The organism is Herbaspirillum sp. VT-16-41 (assembly GCF_001994935.1).
Classification (GTDB): Bacteria; Pseudomonadota; Gammaproteobacteria; order Burkholderiales; family Burkholderiaceae_D; genus Herbaspirillum; species Herbaspirillum frisingense.
On record NZ_MUXB01000016.1, the window covers coordinates 135,952 to 152,687 of the forward strand.

At 64.3% G+C, this 16,736-nt stretch carries 13 protein-coding genes; 8 read left to right on the forward strand and 5 right to left on the reverse strand.

The features are described from left to right. Positions 1 to 141: 141 nt before the first annotated feature. Entirely contained in the window at positions 142 to 1,434 is a 1,293-nt protein-coding gene (locus tag BTM36_RS01130) for an ABC transporter substrate-binding protein (RefSeq protein ID WP_077234898.1), read from the reverse strand. 412 nt (positions 1,435 to 1,846) lie between these two features. Here BTM36_RS01130 and BTM36_RS01135 point away from each other — a divergent pair, with 412 nt between their 5' ends. The 4 genes from BTM36_RS01135 (at position 1,847) to mgrA (ending at position 6,761) form a co-directional block, all read left to right on the forward strand. Beyond that, positions 1,847 to 3,241: an ABC transporter substrate-binding protein gene (locus BTM36_RS01135; RefSeq protein ID WP_077234899.1), complete on the forward strand. Its 1,395-nt coding sequence runs from the start codon at positions 1,847 to 1,849 to the stop codon at positions 3,239 to 3,241. A gap of 59 nt (positions 3,242 to 3,300) precedes the next feature. Continuing rightward, positions 3,301 to 4,014 (forward strand): response regulator, encoded by a 714-nt coding sequence (locus BTM36_RS01140; protein WP_077234900.1) that lies wholly within the window; start codon positions 3,301 to 3,303, stop codon positions 4,012 to 4,014. A 97-nt stretch (positions 4,015 to 4,111) separates the two neighbouring features. Next, complete coding sequence (locus BTM36_RS01145; RefSeq protein ID WP_254426885.1) at positions 4,112 to 5,551, forward strand: ATP-binding protein; 1,440 nt, start codon at positions 4,112 to 4,114, stop codon at positions 5,549 to 5,551. A 172-nt stretch (positions 5,552 to 5,723) separates the two neighbouring features. Continuing rightward, positions 5,724 to 6,761, forward strand: a complete 1,038-nt coding sequence (mgrA, locus tag BTM36_RS01150; RefSeq protein WP_077234901.1) for an L-glyceraldehyde 3-phosphate reductase — start codon at positions 5,724 to 5,726, stop codon at positions 6,759 to 6,761. Between the two features lie 86 nt (positions 6,762 to 6,847). On the opposite strand, the gene BTM36_RS01155 is transcribed toward mgrA, so the two are convergent. Next, positions 6,848 to 7,306 (reverse strand): YbaN family protein, encoded by a 459-nt coding sequence (locus tag BTM36_RS01155; protein ID WP_077234902.1) that lies wholly within the window; start codon positions 7,304 to 7,306, stop codon positions 6,848 to 6,850. 6 nt (positions 7,307 to 7,312) lie between these two features. Further along, on the reverse strand, positions 7,313 to 7,903 hold the full coding sequence (locus BTM36_RS01160) for a biliverdin-producing heme oxygenase (protein WP_077234903.1): 591 nt from the start codon (positions 7,901 to 7,903) through the stop codon (positions 7,313 to 7,315). A 401-nt stretch (positions 7,904 to 8,304) separates the two neighbouring features. On the opposite strand from BTM36_RS01160, the gene BTM36_RS01165 reads away from it, so the two are divergent. Further along, positions 8,305 to 10,095 carry a methyl-accepting chemotaxis protein gene (locus BTM36_RS01165; RefSeq protein WP_077234904.1) on the forward strand — a complete coding sequence of 597 codons (1,791 nt, stop codon included), beginning with the start codon at positions 8,305 to 8,307 and terminating at the stop codon, positions 10,093 to 10,095. Positions 10,096 to 10,147: 52 nt separating this feature from the next. Here BTM36_RS01165 and BTM36_RS01170 read toward each other — a convergent pair whose 3' ends face one another. Together BTM36_RS01170 and BTM36_RS01175 are read right to left on the reverse strand one after the other, a co-directional pair. Beyond that, positions 10,148 to 11,605 carry a sensor histidine kinase gene (locus tag BTM36_RS01170; protein WP_077234905.1) on the reverse strand — a complete coding sequence of 486 codons (1,458 nt, stop codon included), beginning with the start codon at positions 11,603 to 11,605 and terminating at the stop codon, positions 10,148 to 10,150. Continuing rightward, the gene (locus BTM36_RS01175) at positions 11,605 to 12,279 is read right to left on the reverse strand and encodes a response regulator (RefSeq protein WP_077234906.1); all 675 of its coding nucleotides are present in this window, start codon (positions 12,277 to 12,279) and stop codon (positions 11,605 to 11,607) included. The genes BTM36_RS01170 and BTM36_RS01175 overlap by 1 nt, the downstream gene beginning before the upstream one ends. A gap of 291 nt (positions 12,280 to 12,570) precedes the next feature. Between BTM36_RS01175 and BTM36_RS01180 the strand changes: the two genes are divergently transcribed. From BTM36_RS01180 to BTM36_RS01190, 3 genes are all read left to right on the forward strand, one after another. Beyond that, positions 12,571 to 13,542 (forward strand): tripartite tricarboxylate transporter substrate binding protein, encoded by a 972-nt coding sequence (locus BTM36_RS01180; RefSeq protein ID WP_077234907.1) that lies wholly within the window; start codon positions 12,571 to 12,573, stop codon positions 13,540 to 13,542. A 79-nt stretch (positions 13,543 to 13,621) separates the two neighbouring features. Next, complete coding sequence (locus BTM36_RS01185; protein WP_077234908.1) at positions 13,622 to 14,728, forward strand: ABC transporter substrate-binding protein; 1,107 nt, start codon at positions 13,622 to 13,624, stop codon at positions 14,726 to 14,728. Positions 14,729 to 14,905: 177 nt separating this feature from the next. Further along, positions 14,906 to 16,717: an iron ABC transporter permease gene (locus BTM36_RS01190; RefSeq protein WP_077234909.1), complete on the forward strand. Its 1,812-nt coding sequence runs from the start codon at positions 14,906 to 14,908 to the stop codon at positions 16,715 to 16,717. The last annotated feature ends 19 nt before the right edge of the window (positions 16,718 to 16,736 follow it).

Genomic DNA, 16,736 nt, shown 5'->3' on the forward strand with positions numbered 1-16,736 from the left:
CGGACTGAGTAGGCCCGCGAGGGCCGTATCGAAGGCGCGCGGATGATGCGCCCTTCGACGGGCTCAGGTCAGGCTTCGATACGCGGTGTTGCCGCTACTCAGCCCGAACGGGCGGGTACTGCTTACTTCATTGAGGCAGCCTTACTGCTGCGGCTTGTACCACTTGGCAAAGCCGGCCTGGATCTTGGCGGCTGCATCCTGCGGCGTGAGCTTGCCGTTGAGCACCTGGGCGTTGACGTTCCACATCTCGTTTTCCATGCTCGGCGTGCCACGGTTGAGGATCTGCGAATTGACCCGGATGGTGGAAGCGCAGTTCTTGCGCCAGCCCATCATCTGCTTGGCAATCGGGTCCTTCACCGAGATCAGGTGGTTCGACAGCGAGAAGAAACCGGTGACCTTGTTGGTATAGAGATCGGCAAATTCCTGCGAGCCCAGCCAGGCCAGGAACTTGTAGGCGTCTTCCTTGTTCCTGGACTTCCTGTTGATGCCCATGCCGATGTCGTTGTGGTCGGAGATGTAGCAGGCATCGCCGTTCTTGGGCACCGGTGGCGGGAAGGCGGCGAAGTCCATCTTGCCGTTGAAGTAGGCGATATCCCAGGAGCCGGCCGGATACACCGCGCCCTTGCCGAGCGCGAACATGTTCTGGCTGTCGCTGTAGGTCTGGGCCGAGGCGCCCTTGGGCAGGTACTTGCCGAGCTTGGCTTCATACTCCCAGGCGGCCACGAATTGCGGATCGGTGAACTTGGCACGGCCGGCGATGAGCGCCTTGCGGCCTTCCTCGCCCTTCCAGTAGTTGGGGCCGATGCCGGTGAACAGCACCTGGTGCGATTCCCATTGTTCGGCCGTGCCCATCACCAGCGGCGCATACTTGCCGTTGGCCTTGACGGTATCGAGCAGCTTGAAGAACTCGGCCTCGGTCTTGGGCGGTTCCAGGTTCAGTTCCTTGAAGATCTTGGTGTTATAGAAGAAGCCGTGGATCACCGAGGCCATCGGCATGCAGAAGGTGTCGCGGCCGTCATCGGTCTGCCAGGCCGCCTTGGCGGCCGGTGCGAAGTATTCCATGCCGGGTTTACCGTCCAGCTTTTCCAGGTGGCCCTTGTTGTAGAGCGAGAGCGAGACATCGAAGGGGCGGCAGGCCACCAGGTCACCGGCCGTGCCGCCGGCCAGGCGCGCGGCCAGGCTGGAATCGTATTCGGTCGGGGCGGTGGGCGAGAACTTCACGGTGATGCCGGGATTGCTGCGCTGGAAGGCGGGGATCAGTACTTCCTGCCACAGCGGCAGGTCGTCCACGCGCCAGCTTTCGATGGTCAGCGTACCGGCCTGGGTGTGTGCGGCACCGAGGCCGCCGGCCAGGCCCAGGGCGAGGGCGCAGGCGGCCAGCAGTGGACGGCGCGGGATGAGGGAAAAACGACCAGGCTTTTTTTCGGTCTGCATCTTGGGTCTCCTTGGTGTTGTGGGGATCGCCGCACGCCAGCCGCGACGAAACGCCGTGACAGTAGCAGTGCCGATCATGTGATGCCAGCAACGCTGCCAGGACCCTTGGAGTATTTTTAAGTTGTTGATTTAAAAGAATAATTCAAGGATGGGCAGGATTCTTGCCATTACATATCCTTACATGGCCTGCAGCATCTGCAGGCGGTCTGGACGTCGAGGCAAGGGATGGTGATGCGCAGCATTGGCGCTGGCCTGTGGATAAGATAAGCAGAGCAAGGCTTACGTTTCTTAACAAGAGATAAACCGGCTTCATGCTTCGCAAGGCAGGATCGGGCTCCCGCCGGGGCGCATGCAAATTGCGCATTGGCATGCACCCGGCTATAGTCTCTCCCGGTTTGGAGACACGCACCCCATGATAAAAAAGAAACGGCCCGCGAATGCACGCACCGGCCCGGCCACCTGCTGGCCGGCCCTGCTGTGTCTGCTCGCGCTATGGCTGGGCTGGGGGTGGAATGGGGCGCAGGCGCAGTCGCTGCCAATGTCGAGCTCCGGCCCGGCTTCCGGCGTATCGCTATCCTCGTCATCCTCACCTTCACCCGTCCCGCCGTCCTCCGGCGGCGGCTCCCTGCAGGTGCTGCACTGGTGGACCTCGGCCAGCGAGCGCCAGGCCATCAACGTGGTGGTCAACCAGCTGGCGAAACAGGATATCCAGTGGCGCGACGTCGCCATCCCCGGCGGCGCCGGCATGGGTGCGGCCAAGGTCTTGAAGAGCATGGTGCTGGCCAACCGCGCTCCCGAAGTGACGCAACTCAACGGCGTGGTCTTCGGCGAATGGGCCGACCTGGGTCTGCTGCTGGAGCTGGACAATGTGGCTGTGCAGGGCGCTTGGGAAAAGCAGATGTTCCCTACCGTCTGGTCGCTGCTCAACAACCACGGACACGTGGTGGCGGCGCCGCTGGGCATCCACCGCATTAATTCCTTGTTCTACAACACCGCCATCTTCAAGCGCTACAACCTGAGCCCGCCCAAGACCTGGGACGACTTCGACCAGATCGTCAAGAAGCTGCAGGGCAGCGGCATCACGCCGCTGGCGCAGAGCGCCGAAGCCTGGCAGCTGGCGACCCTGTTCGAGAACCTGGCGCTGGCCGAGAGCGGCCCGGCCTACTACCGGCGGCTGTTCGTGGAGATGAGCCCGGCGGCCTATCTGGATGCGCGCATGCTGCATATCCTCAAGCGCCTGCGCGGACTGTCGGCGGCGATGGCGCAGCCGGTGCGCGAGCGCCCCTGGACCGAGGTGGCGCGCAGCATGGTCAGCGGCGAGGCCGCCATGCTCATCATGGGTGACTGGGCCAAGGGCGAGCTCAATGCCTGGGGCATGGAAGTGGACCAGCAGTTCGGCTGCGCCCCGGTCCCCGGCACGGGAGATTTCCACCTCTACAGTACCGACACCCTGGCCATGTTCGCCGGCAACTACGCGCACCAGGCCATGCAGGAAACGCTGGCGCGGCTGACCATGTCGCCGGCGGTGCAGTCCGAATACAATAGGATCAAGGGTTCGATCCCCGTACTGCGTGCGGCCGACCCGCACATGGACCGCTGCGCCAGGGATTCCTGGCGCGCCTTCAGCAAGGGTCCGGCCTGGCAGGCGCCCAGCCTGGTGCACCGCATGGCCACCGACGACACCACCAAGGATGCCATCGTGTCCGAGGTGCAGCGCTTCTTCCTGGACCGCAGCATCAGCGAAGAACAGACACAGAAACGACTTGCAGCGATTGCGCGCACCCTGTCGCGCAATCGCAATGATTAGGCTCATCGCATCCACGGATGTGAAATGAGTTCCAGGAAACACGGAGATGGAGCAGCAACATGACGCGCAAGATATTGATCGTCGACGATGACCAGAAGACCCGCACGCTCTTGAAGGCCTATCTGGAAAAGAACCAGTACGAGGTCCGTCTGGCCCATGACGGCGCAGCCTTCATGACCGAGTTCCAGCGCTTTGCCGACGAGCTCTCGCTGGTGATCCTGGATGTGATGCTGCCGGATACCGACGGCTTCGCCCTGTGCAAGGCGGTGCGTCGCAAGTCCAATGTGCCGGTCATCATGCTCACCGCCAGTTCGGACGAGACCGACCGCGTGGTCGGACTGGAACTGGGCGCCGACGACTACATCGCCAAGCCCTACAGCCCACGCGAGCTGCTGGCACGGATCAAGGCCATCCACCGCCGCATCGGCATCGACAGCAGTGCCGCACCGCGCTACTACCGCTTCTCGGGCTTCACGCTCGACACGGTGGAGCGCACTCTCACCGACAGTGCCGGCGCCATCGTGGCTCTGACCGGCATGGACTACCAGTTGCTGAAGTATTTCGTCGAACATCCCGGTGACGTGCTGGACCGCAACGTGCTGTGCGAAGAAACGCGCGGACGCGATGCCGGCCCGCTGGACCGCTCGCTGGACGTGCAGATCAGCAAGCTGCGCCTGCGACTGAACGATGGTGGCCGCCAGCCGCACCTGATCAAGACCGTGCGCGGTACCGGCTATGTCTTCTCGGCCGACGTCAGTGCCGCAGCCGCCTGAGAGCGCGGCGCCGGAGACGGCGCTGGCGCCTCCGGATGCTGCAGAAGAGACCCGCTCACCCAGCCTGCGCGGTCGCCTGGCCGCGCTGCTGGACTGGATGCTGCCGGATTCCCTGCTAGGGCGGCTGTCGGTGGTGATGATCTTCGGCGTGCTGGTCACGCAGGTGGCCGGCGGCCTGATCTGGGACATCCAGCTCCGCAGCAAGTCCGAGGCGGAAACCCGCGTGGCCGCGCAGCACCTGGCCCACAGCGCAGCCTCGGCGGTGCGTTACTTCATGACCCTGCCGCCTAACTATCGTCCGCTGATGATCCAGCAATTGCGCGAGATGGGCGGCACCCGCTTCTTCATCAATGCCAACAGCAGCGCGGTACCGGTCAAGTCCATCGGCGAGAGCCGCCTGGCCAACCTGGCCATCGAGGTGACCGCGCAGACCCTGCGCGAAGACCTGCCTTTCCTGCCCGAAGCACGGCTGGCCTTTGCCTGGCCGGACGGCCTGCCGGTGGCCAGCGATGGCCTCACCGTCAACGACCTGCCCGACAACTGGGTACAACACATCCTGCTGACCAAGCCCAACTCGGCGCCGGTGCTGGTGATCCAGATGCAGGTGGAAAGCGGGCGCTGGATCTACCTGGCCGCGCTGATGCCCAACCCCTATTTCCTCGACAGCGACAATCCGCTCTGGCTGGACCGGCTGGTGCTGCAGGGCCTGTCGCTGGCGGCGATCCTGCTGCTGACCATCCTGGTGGTGCGTTGGACCACGCGTCCGCTGGCCGCGTTGGCCGACGCCGCCGAAGCCTTCGGCAAGGGCGAGACCGTGCCCAGCCTGCCCGGCACCGGCAGCCGCGAATACGTCAAGACCGCGCGCGCCTTCTCCGGCATGCGCGAACGCATCAAGCGCTATCTCGAAGACCGCGAGCGCCTGTTCGTCTCCATCTCGCATGACCTGCGCACCCCCATCACGCGACTGAAACTGCGCACCGAACTGATGGATGACGATGCCATGCGCACCGAATTCCATGACGACCTCGATGAGCTGGACATGATGGTCAAGGGCGCCCTGCAATCGGTGAAGGACAGCGACATCCACGAGAACCGCACCGAGGTCCGCCTCGATGCGCTGGTGCTGCGCATGATCCGCGACGCCCGGCTGGCCGGCCACGAGATCGCCTTCACACCCTCCGGCATCAATGTCATGGCCAAGCCGCTGGCCTTAAAGCGCGCCATCGGCAACCTGTTCGACAATGCCTTGTACTACGGCCAGAAGGTCGAGATCAGCATTCGTCCCTCGGCCGGTGCCGACGGCGACCTGGTGGAAATCGAGATTCGCGACCACGGTCCCGGCGTGCCGGAAGATGCCATGCGCACCCTGTTCCAGCCCTATGTGCGCCTGGAGCATGGCCGTGCCCAGAACAGCGGTGGCATGGGGCTGGGCCTGGGCATCTCGCGCAACATCGTGCAGGCCCATGGTGGTGAACTGCTGCTGCGCAACCATCCCGAGGGCGGACTGATTGCCACCATCATCCTGCCGGCGCGATGATCGGTCGGCGCGAAGGCGGGAACGGGCCGGTAGATTGATCAGTCAGACAGATCAATTGCATCGAAATATTGCATTTAATGAATAAGCGACGGAAGCGTAGACTTCTGCGCACCACCACTCAGGAAGTGGTCATTCCCTCAATCCCTACAGTGGAACTTCCCCAAGGAGACTCATGAGCTATATCGCCGAACCCTCCCGCTACGATGGCCGCATGCCCTATCGCCGCACCGGCCGCAGCGGCCTGCTGCTGCCCGCCGTGTCGCTGGGCCTGTGGCAGAACTTCGGTGGCGTCGATAACTTCGAGACCGGCCGCGCCGTATTGCGCCGCGCCTTCGACCGAGGCGTCACCCACTTCGACCTGGCCAACAACTACGGCCCGCCGGCCGGTTCCGCCGAAGAGAACTTCGGCCGCTACATGGCCAAGGATTTCGCCCGCTATCGCGACGAACTGGTCATCTCCAGCAAGGCCGGCTGGCAGATGTGGCCCGGCCCGTATGGCGGTCCCAGCGGTGCGCGCAAGCACTTGATCGCCAGTTGCGAACAGAGCCTCAAGCGCATGGGCCTGGATTACGTGGACATCTTCTATTCGCACCGGGTCGATGCCGACACCCCGCTGGAAGAGACCATGGGCGCGCTGGCCCACCTGCATCGCCAGGGCAAGGCGCTGTATGTGGGCATTTCTTCCTATTCACCCGAACTGACCCGCAAGGCCGCCGCCATCCTCAAGAGCGAGGGGGTGCCGCTGCTGATCCACCAGCCCAACTATTCCATGCTCAACCGCAGTATCGAACAGGGGCTGTTGCCGGCGCTGGAAGAGCTGGGCGTGGGCTGCATCGGCTTCTCGCCGCTGGCACAGGGCCTGTTGACCTCCAAGTACCTCAATGGCGTGCCCGAAGGCGCGCGCGTCACGCGTGCGCCGTCACTGCCGCAGCGCATGCTGTCGGAAGACAACCTGGCGCGCATCCGTGCCTTGAACGAGATCGCCAGCCAGCGCGGCCAGACCCTGGCGCAGATGGCCATCGCCTGGGTGCTGCGCGATGCGCGCGTCACCTCGGCACTGATCGGTGCGCGCACCGTGGAGCAACTGGATGATTCGCTGGATGCCGTGAAGAAGCTGGACTTCAGCGCCGATGAACTGGCCCGCATCGACACCCATGCCACCGATGGCGATGTCGATCTGTGGAAGGTGTCATCGTCCATCACCGGATGAGCTGACCGACTGCAGGTCGTTCAGCTTCATCCATATTGCTGGTGTTGTCCGAATAGCCCGTACCGTACCCGACGGTACGGGCTTTTTCATGGGCCGTCGTCGCGGTCTATCCGTTCCGGGCGCGACCACATCCAGGCCGCACCGACTGCCATGCCCAGCGTGGCCAGCACGATCACCCAGTGGCGCTTAACGGTAAAGAGCATGATGACCAGACACAGGCTCATCATCAGCGAGGCACTGATCTTGGCGCGCCGCGCCACCACGCGGCCATGGCGCCAGTTGTGGATCATCGGGCCGAACAGGCGGTGCTGTTCCAGCCAGCGCTGCAGCCGCGGCGAACCACGGCCGGCGGCCCAGGCCGAGAGCAGCACGAACTCGGTGGTGGGGATGCCGGGGATGAAGAGGGCGATGATGCCGATGCCCAGGCTGGCATAGGCCAGCAGCAGCCATAGCCAGCGCGTGCGCGGTGGCGCCAGCGAGCTGGCGTTGGGGGAGCGTTCTTCAGGAGCGGCGTCCTGCCGCGGATCCGGAGCCGGATGGTCCACGATGCATCAATCCAGCGCGAAATGGCGCCTGAGCAGCACGCCGAAGCGTTCGAAGGCCGCCGTCGCGCCGGCCACCACGGCGTCCTGCTCGGCCGTTGTCAGCTCGCTGGCATCGAGAAAGCCAACGAAGCGACGCCAGGCCAGCGCCCGGCCTTCCGGATAGGCCGCCAGGTGGCGTGCGCCGAAGTGTTCGGACAGGCCCAGCTTGTCCTGGACCTCCTTCAACAGGAAGGCCGCGCCCAGGGTCGATCCTTCCGACACGTAGAGCCAGCCCCAGGCTTGCGGCATCCGTACCGAGGCGGTGGCGATGGTCACCTCACCCGGAGCTGCCTGCAGGTCGGCCAGATCGGCCAGTGCCGCCGCTTCTCGACCACGTACCTGCAGATCGGGCAGGGCGGCCTGCAGTCCGGGGTCATCGAAGAGATGTTCGACGTCGCGCTGGAAATGATATTGCGCCGCCACAAAGCGGCTGTAGTGCAGGCGATCGGAAAAAGGCTGCGCCCTTTCCATGAGCGCGTGCATCTGCTGGTGCAGATCGGCGGTCTCGGACTTCAGGCGCACCGACAGTGGTGCGGGATGGGGAGTGACTGGATTCATCGATGGTCAGGACTGGTCAGGCGCGGCACAGGGAGGAGTGGCTGGCGGACCCGGCCTGGCAGGGCGGAGAAGGCTGACGGCAACGCGCATTCTAACCCAAAGCGCCAGCGCGGCTGCGGGGCGACGGCCGGGGCGGGCGAGCAACGCTCAAGTAACGCGGGAAACTGCCGTTGACAAGCAACGCGCCGCAATTTATACCGATTGCATCGCACATGACCGGTCTCCGCTCTCGCCAATGGCGGCCGATCGATTGTCCTCAGGTAACAGATTGCCCGCGACCGAGCCGGTTGCTCGAAGGCGACACCCACAGGACCGCGACTGCAGACGCGCGCGGGTCCGGACTGGCAGCATGGTCCGGGCTTCTCTTGCATCTCTTTAATGCGACGAATGGGGGTCGACCAATGAAATTCAAGGATATCAAGATCAGCGTGCGCCTGGCCGCATGCTTTGCCATACTGATCGGCGTCATGTGCCTGATCACCGGCGTGGGCATGCAAAGCCTCAACAGCATCAGCAAGGCCTCCCGGATGGTGGTGGAGGACCGCTATGTGAAGATTTCGCTGGTGATGGAAATCCGCGAGAACGTCAACTCGGCTGCCCGCAACCTGCGTAATGCCTTGCTGGCGCGCAATCCCGAGGAAGCTACCCGCTACCTCGATCGCGGTGCGGCCAACTCCGCCAAGACCACCCAGGCGCTGGCCGATGTCGACAAGATGGTGAACACAGCGCGTGGCAAGGAATTGATGAAATCCATCAATGATGCACGCGCTGCCTACAACACCCCACGCGACAAGCTACGTGAACTGATCCGCCAGCAGAAGAAGGAGGAGGCCACCGAGGTCCTCTTCACCGAGGTGATACCGGCGCAGGATCGCTACTTCGAGGTGCTCAACGAATTCGCCGTCTTCCAGAAATCCCTGATGGATGAAAGTGTCATCGAGGGTCAGAACACCACCAACTCGGCCATCGCCCTGATGCTGGAACTCTCGGGCGTGGCCATCATCCTGTGCGTGATCGCCGCCTGGCTGGTGACCCGTTCCATCACGCGGCCCCTGAACGAGGCGGTCAACGTCGCCAGCGCCGTGGCCCAGGGCGACCTGACCGTGCAGATCGCCGATACCAGCAAGGATGAAACCGGGATGCTGTTGGCCTCGCTCAAGACCATGAACCAGAACCTGCATCGCATCGTCAGCGAGGTCCGCACCGGCACCGACACCATCAATACCGCTTCTTCCGAGATCGCCACCGGCAACCTGGACCTCTCCTCCCGCACCGAGGAACAGGCTGGTGCGCTGGAAGAGACCGCCTCGGCCATGGAAGAACTGACGTCCACCGTCAAGCAGAACGCCGACAATGCGCGCCAGGCCAACCAGCTGGCCGCGACGGCCTCGGAGGTCGCCGTGCAGGGCGGCAGCGTGGTCGGCCAGGTGGTGCAGACCATGGGCGAGATCAATGACGCATCCCGCAAGATCGTGGACATCATCAGCGTGATCGACGGCATCGCCTTCCAGACCAATATCCTGGCCTTGAATGCGGCGGTGGAAGCGGCCCGGGCCGGCGAGCAGGGACGCGGCTTTGCGGTAGTGGCCTCCGAAGTGCGTACCCTGGCCCAGCGCAGCGCCTCGGCGGCCAAGGAAATCAAGGCCCTCATCGATGATTCGGTGGCCCGCGTGGACAACGGCAGCCGGTTGGTGGAACAGGCTGGCAGTACCATGAGCGAGGTAGTGGCCAGTGTCAGGCGGGTGACCGATGTGGTGGCCGAGATTTCGGCGGCCAGCCATGAGCAGAGCGATGGTATCGAACAGATCAATCAGGCCATCGTGCAGATGGATGAAGTGACCCAGCAGAACGCCGCGCTGGTGGAGCAGGCCGCGGCCGCCGCGCAATCGTTGCAGGAGCAGTCGGTCCGCCTGAGCGAAACGGTGGGTGTCTTCAAGCTCAGTAGCAACGATGCCCCGCGCGCGCAAGCCACACGCAAGCCGCTTGCGCCGCGGCCTGCGACGACCGCCCGCCCGGCGGCCAAAACAGGGCAGGCAGCAGCACCGGCTGCGACATCGCCCGCCGCGGCAACTGCGGCAACTGCGACACCTCCTGCCTTGCCGGCGGCCAGCACCAAGGCCAGCAACAAGGCCAGTGCCAAGGCCGGCAGCAAGGCCATGACTGCCGACGACGGGGATTGGGAACAGTTCTGAGAGGTATCGCTATGCCAACGGCTCCTGCGCCTGTGCGGGCAGGAGCCGCGTCTCAGGTCCGCAACTCCACCACGCCCGGAAACGTGATCCGTACCACCAGGCCGTTGCCCCGCAGCGGAGTCGCCAGTGTGACGCTGGCGCGGTGCATGGCCGCAATCTCGCGCACGATGGACAGCCCCAGGCCGGTACCGCCGGGATTGACGTGCTGGGTCGCGCCGGCACGGTAGAAGGGTTCGAACACGCGTTCACGCTCGGCCTCGGCAATGCCGGGGCCGTCGTCTTCCACTTCCAGCAGCGCACCGGTGGGCTGCCCCGCTGCACTGGCGGCACGCACGCGCAGGATGACGTGACCGCCTGGCGGGGTGTAGCGGATCGCATTGTCCAGCAGGTTCACCATCAATTCATGCAACAGCAGGGCATTGGCCTGGATGCCGATGTCGCCCTCTTCCTCGAAGGCCAGGGCGATGTCACGCAGCACCGCCTGCTGCGACAGTTCCAGCGCCACCTGGCGGGCCGCATCGGTGAGCGAGACGCGCATGGTGCCGCCTTCGGCCGCGCCGTGTTCGGCACGCGCCAGGGTCAGCAGGCGATTGGCCAGATGCACGGCCGAGTCGGTGGTGCGCGCCATGCCCTCGACCAGATCGCGCAGTTCGCCGGCATCGAGGCGCTCACGACGCAGCTCGCGCAGGGTCAGTTCGGATTGCGTCTTCAAGACCGTCAAGGGCGTGCGCAACTGGTGCGAGGCATCGGCGATGAAGCGCCGTTGTGCGCTGATGAGCGCCTGCAGCCGGCCCATGTAGCCATTCATGGCCTGTACCAGCGGACGCATTTCCTTGTGCACCAGCGCCGGATCGAAGCCGGACAGGTCGGTTGGCGCGCGCGACTCCACCTCCCCCTTCAACTGCATCACCGGCCGCAGCACGAAACGCACCGCGAACCACACCAGCAGCGCGGCCACCGATACCAGCGTGCCTTGCCGCCAGAGCGTGTCGAACAGGATCTTGCGCGTCATGCCGTTGCGCCCTTCCATGGTCTCGCCGACCTGGATCAGGGCGATGCCGCGCATGCTGTCGTCATACACCGGCTGCAGCAGGGCGGCGATGCGGATCGGTTGCTCGTGGTAGTCCGCCTGGTAGAAGCGCACCAGGGCCGGATAGACTTCCGAGCGCTTGACATTGGCCGGCACCGGCGGCAGGTCGTCGTAGCCCGACACCAGCTCACCCTTCAAGCCGGTGACCTTGTAGTAGATGCGGCCCAGGTTGTCGGTCTCGAAACTGTCCAGCGCCACATAGGGCACATCGGCCGTGACGTGACCATCGACGATGGAAACCCGCTCGGCCAGTGCCCGGGTCGAGGCCAGCAGCGAGCGGTCGTAGGCCAGGTCGGCCACTTCCAGCGCGTTGTAGTAGACCGAGACCGCATCCACCGCCACCAGCAGCGTCAACGGGATCAGCAACCAGCGCACCAGCTGGCTGCGCAGGTTGCCCAGGCGCCGGATCGCGGTTGCCATCACACTGCCTGCAACAGATAGCCCAGGCCGCGCAGGGTGGTGATGCCGACCTTGCCGGTGCCATCGCGTTCGAGCTTCTTGCGCAGGCGGTGGATATAGATCTCGATGGCATCCACGCTGGCATTGTCGTCCAGCGAAAACACCTGCTGGAACAGTTTTTCCTTGGGGACGGTATGCCCATGGCGCACGATCAGCGCTTCCAGCACGGAATGCTCACGGGGCGTGAGCGCCAGCAGTTCGCCGTCATAGGTAAAGGTGCGCGAGACGGTGTCGAAGCTGAGCGCGCCACAGGTGACGGTGACTGCTTCATGGCTCTGCGAGCGGCGCAGCAGGGCCTTCACGCGGGCTTCCAGTTCTTCCAGTTCGAAGGGTTTGGCCAGGTAGTCGTCGGCGCCCATGTTGAGGCCGCTGACGCGGTCAGCCAGGCCGCCGCGTGCGGTCAGGATCAGCACCGGGGTGCGACTGCCACGGGCGCGCATGCGCTTCAGGACTTCCAGTCCGTCCATGCGCGGCAGGGTCAGGTCCAGGATCACCAGCGCGTAGTCCTGCGTCAACAGCAGGCTGTCGGCATCGGCGCCGTTATGGGCGCATTCCACGGTCAGGTGGGCGTCACGCATGGCCTTGGCCAGCCAGCGTGAAAGTTCGATATGGTCTTCGACCAGCAGGATGCGCATGATGCTGCCTTTTTATTGATGTAGGTCCGGTGCGGCTTGTCTCCAGCGCGGATGCTAACAGAAGGCCGTCGCCCTTTGAAATGGCCGGCGCAGCAATTGCGGAAAACGCGTAGCCGCCATTGTGGAGAGAAAGCCGCATTGCAAGCTTTACTGAAAGCCGGCTGAAAGGCTTTTCTTGTACGATGCGCCCATATCAAAAAAGATCATGCAGGAGACACATCATGACCGCCCTGTCCGTCGGCCCTGCCGACACCGCCCGTCCCGTATTGCATCCCCTGTGCCGCTGACGCCATGAAGGCGAACCGCTGGCACCGCTTTGTGGCCGCTTGCCTGCTGGCATGCGCGGCGCCGTGCGCCCTGGCGGTGGAATGCATCGTGCCGGCCAAGCCTGGCGGTGGCATGGATGCCTCGTGCAAGCTGTTGCGGCGGGTGATGCAGGAACAGGACGGTCGCGACGCCCAGGGCAACGTGAAGGTCGCCTACCTGCCCGGTGGCATCGGGGCCGTGGCCTGGGGTTCGGTGGTGTCGCACCGCCGCGGTGGTCCGGATTCGCTGGTGGCGTTTTCAGGGGGTTCCCTGCTGGGACTGGCGCAAGGCAAGTACGGTCGCGCCGATGTCGGCGATGTACGCTGGGTGGCCGGGGTCGGGATCGACCACGGCATGATCGCAGTCCGTAGCGATGCGCCCTGGCGCAGCCTGAAGCAGTTGCTGGAGGCCATCCGCAAGGATCCCTCGGCCACCACCATCGGCCTGTCCGGCACGGCCGGCAGCCAGGACTGGCTGAAGGTGGCCATGCTGGTCCAGCGTGCCGGCATGGCACCGCGCCAGTTCCATTTCGTGGCGCTGGAAGGCGGTGGCGACTCGTTCGCGGCCCTGCAGGCCGGCCACGTGCAGGTGATTTCCGGCGATGCCTCGGAGGCCGCCCATTTCATCGCCGAAGGCAAGGTGCGCATCCTGGCGGTACTGTCCGAGCAGCGCCTGCCGGGGCCGCTGCAGGAGGTGCCGACCGCACGCGAGCAGGGTTATGACGTGGTGTGGCCCATCATCCGCGGCTTCTACATGAGCCCGTATGCCAGCGAGGACGATTACCAGCGCTGGGTGCGCTATTTCGACAAGGCGATGGCCGATCCTGCATTCGATCGCCAGCGCAGTATCGGCGGCTTGCAGCCCTTTGCCATGACCGGCAAGCCGCTTTCGGATTACATCGCGCAGACCGTGGCGCGATATCGCAAGCTGTCCCAGGAGTTAGGCCTGGTGCGTTGACAGTGCGGGTGGGCAGGCGCCGTCAGGCGCTCTCTGCTGACTTGCCGGCGCGGGCCATTTTCATCATCAAGGAGAATCCATGTTGCACCAACGTCGCCTGAGCATCGCGCTCGGCCTGGCCCTCGCTTTGCCCGTCGCCTTGAGTGGAGTCGCTCACGCCGATACCCCTGCCGGCTATCCGGCCGACTACGCCAAGATCATCGAAGGCGCCAAGAAGGAAGGCAAGGTCGTGATCTACAGCACCACCGATTCCAAGGCCGCCGAATCGCTGATCAAGGATTTCAGCGCGCTCTATCCGGCCGTCAAGGTCGAGTACAACGACATGAATTCCACCGAAGCCTACAACCGCTTCATCTCCGAGGCGGCCGCCGGTGGCGCCACCGCCGACGTGATGTGGTCGTCCTCGATGGACCTGCAGGTCAAGCTGGCCGCCGAAGGCTATGCGCTGCCCTACAAGTCGCCGGAAGCGGCTGCCGTTCCCGCCTGGGCCAACTGGAAGGACACCGCCTACGGCACCACCTTCGAGCCGGCGGCCATTGTCTATAACAAGCGCCTGGTGACCGAAGCCGAAGTGCCGACCACCCATGCCGACTTCACCAAGCTGCTGACCACCAAGCAGGACAAGTTCAAGAACAAGGTCACCACCTACGACATCGAGAAGTCCGGTGTCGGCTTCAGCCTGATGACCTACGACCTCAAGCACAATCCGCAGTTCTGGGACTTCGCCCGCGCCATGGGCGGCGTGGCAGCGCGCGTGCAATCCTCCACCGGTACCATGCTGGAGCGCATCTCTTCCGGTGAAAACCTGATCGGCTACAACATCCTCGGCCCCTACGCCCTGGTGCGCGCCAAGAAGGACCCATCCATCGGCGTGGCCTTCACCAAGGACTACAACCTGGTGCTCTCGCGGGTGATCTTCGTCAACAAGGCCGGCAAGAACGTCAATGCCGCCAAGCTGTGGGTGGACTACATCCTCTCCAAGCGCGGCCAGACCATCATCGCCAATGACGCGCAGCTGTTCGCCATCCGTGGCGACGTGACCGGCGCCACTACCTCGGCCGAGCTGACCAAGCAACTGGGCGCGGCCCTGAAGCCCATGCCGGTCTCCACCGAACTGCTGGAATACCTGGACCAGAAGAAGCGCCTGGACTTCCTGAAGCAGTGGAAGGAAGCCACCAAGAAGTAAGCCCCTGCCCCGTCCGGTCCGGGGAGGTCCGGGCGGGGTCGTCCAAGCAGCCAGGTTCCATCCGTCTGAATCATTGCTCTCCCGGAGCGCCTCTGTGCGGCTCCGTGGGAGCGGTATTGCCGTCGCTTTGCCAGTTCTGATCCTTTTGTCCCGATTTGCCTATTCATGAGGCGTAACATGCAAACCTCCACAACGCTAGCGCGCAGCGAGCAAGCCCTGCCAGTCCGCCGTTTCCGGCTGAACTGGCCACGCGGCCTGGTCGTGCTGCTGGCAGCCCTGGCCATCTTCGTGCCGCTGCTGCTGATCTTCTACCAGAGCTTCCTGTCGGCGCCGTTCTTCGTGCCGGTGAAGACGCTGACCCTGGATTCCTACCGTTTCATCTTCGACGATCCGGACTTCCGCCAGGCCTTCATCAATGGCTTCACCCTGGCCGCCGGTCTGACGTTGATCGCCGTGCCGCTGGGCGGCATGCTGGCCTTCCTGATGGTACGGACCGACCTGCCCGGTCGCAGCCTGATCGCCCCGGCGCTGATGGTGCCGATCTTCGTTTCGCCCATGGTGATCGGTTTCGGCTACGTGGTCTCGATGGGACCGGTGGGCTTCTACACCGTGTGGATGAAAAACCTGCTGTCGGTATTCGGCTTCGAGGGCGACCCCTGGAACATCTATTCCTTCACCAGCATCGTCATCATCGCCGGCCTGACCCACGTACCGCACGTCTACCTGTACGCCTCGTCGGCACTCAAGAGCCTGGGCTCGGACGTGGAAGAGGCCGCCCGCGTGGCCGGCGCCTCGCCGCTGCAGGTGGCCTTGAACGTGTCGCTGCCGATGATCACGCCGGCCCTGGCCTATTCGGGCGTGCTGGTGTTCTTCCTCGGTTTCGAAGTGTTCGGCCTGGTGCTGGTGCTGGGCGATCCGGAAGGTCACCTGGTCCTGCCGACCTATCTCTACAAGCTCACCAACAAGCTGGGGACACCGTCCTATCACCTGATGGCGGCAGTGGCCGTGTGCCTGGTGGCGGTGACCATGCCGCTGGTGATGATGCAGCGCTGGCTGCTGCGTTCGGCCAACAAGTACGTCGCCATCAAGGGCAAGGGCGCGCGCCAGAAGGCTCTGCCGCTGGGCAAGTGGCGCTGGGTGGCGTTCGCGCTGATCGCCGGCTGGCTGCTCTTCACCGTGATCATCCCGCTGTCGGGTATTGCCCTGCGTACCTTCGTCTCGCACTGGGGCGACGGCGTGAACCTGCTGGAAGTGCTGACCCTGGACAACCTCCTGAACGTCTGGGACCAGCCCTCGCTGGTGCGCGGCATCATCAACACGGTGCTCATCGGTGTCATCGGTGGCGCCCTGGCGGTGGCCTGCTATACCGCCATCGCCCTGGCCATGCACCGCAAGCAGGATGGCATCACCCGCTTCCTCGACTACAGCGTGCTGGTGCCGCGTGCGGTGCCGGGCCTGCTGGCCGGCCTGTCCTTCCTGTGGGTGTTCCTGTTCGTACCGTCGCTGCTGGATTCGGCCCTGAAGGGCATCGACAACCCCATCGCCCTGTGGCTGGTGGACAGCTTCATCCCGGCGCTGCGTGGTCTGCGTTCGACCATCTTCTCGGTCTGGCTGGCGTATTCGGTGGTGTGGATGGCCTACGGCCTGCGCCTGATCAATACCGCCCTCCTGCAGGTCGGGCCGGAACTGGAAGAGGCGGCCCGCGCGGTCGGTGCCTCGCGCTCCCGTGTCACGCGTGACGTCACCATCCCGCTGGTGCGCTATGGCCTGATCGGCGCCTGGCTGATGGTGTTCCTGATCTTCGAGCGCGAATACTCGACCGGCGTCTACCTGCTCTCGCCGGGTACCGAGGTGATCGGCTCCATGATCGTCTCCATGTGGGCGGCCGGCGCGGTGGAACTGGTGGCGGCACTGTCCTTCATCAACATCACGCTGGTGGCCGTGGGCCTGGGCATTGCGCTGCGCTTTGGCGTCAAGCTGCACGACTGACTCCGACAACCGAATCCAT

Bases quoted from the DNA above. Each gene is read 5' to 3' on its own strand.
- BTM36_RS01130 (WP_077234898.1), bottom strand. From the start codon at position 1,434: ATGCAGACCGAAAAAAAGCCTGGTCGTTTTTCCCTCATCCCGCGCCGT.
- BTM36_RS01135 (WP_077234899.1), top strand. From the start codon at position 1,847: ATGATAAAAAAGAAACGGCCCGCGAATGCACGCACCGGCCCGGCCACC.
- BTM36_RS01140 (WP_077234900.1), top strand. From the start codon at position 3,301: ATGACGCGCAAGATATTGATCGTCGACGATGACCAGAAGACCCGCACG.
- BTM36_RS01145 (WP_254426885.1), top strand. From the start codon at position 4,112: ATGCTGCCGGATTCCCTGCTAGGGCGGCTGTCGGTGGTGATGATCTTC.
- mgrA (WP_077234901.1), top strand. From the start codon at position 5,724: ATGAGCTATATCGCCGAACCCTCCCGCTACGATGGCCGCATGCCCTAT.
- BTM36_RS01160 (WP_077234903.1), bottom strand. From the start codon at position 7,903: ATGAATCCAGTCACTCCCCATCCCGCACCACTGTCGGTGCGCCTGAAG.
- BTM36_RS01165 (WP_077234904.1), top strand. From the start codon at position 8,305: ATGAAATTCAAGGATATCAAGATCAGCGTGCGCCTGGCCGCATGCTTT.
- BTM36_RS01170 (WP_077234905.1), bottom strand. From the start codon at position 11,605: ATGGCAACCGCGATCCGGCGCCTGGGCAACCTGCGCAGCCAGCTGGTG.
- BTM36_RS01175 (WP_077234906.1), bottom strand. From the start codon at position 12,279: ATGCGCATCCTGCTGGTCGAAGACCATATCGAACTTTCACGCTGGCTG.
- BTM36_RS01180 (WP_077234907.1), top strand. From the start codon at position 12,571: ATGAAGGCGAACCGCTGGCACCGCTTTGTGGCCGCTTGCCTGCTGGCA.
- BTM36_RS01185 (WP_077234908.1), top strand. From the start codon at position 13,622: ATGTTGCACCAACGTCGCCTGAGCATCGCGCTCGGCCTGGCCCTCGCT.
- BTM36_RS01190 (WP_077234909.1), top strand. From the start codon at position 14,906: ATGCAAACCTCCACAACGCTAGCGCGCAGCGAGCAAGCCCTGCCAGTC.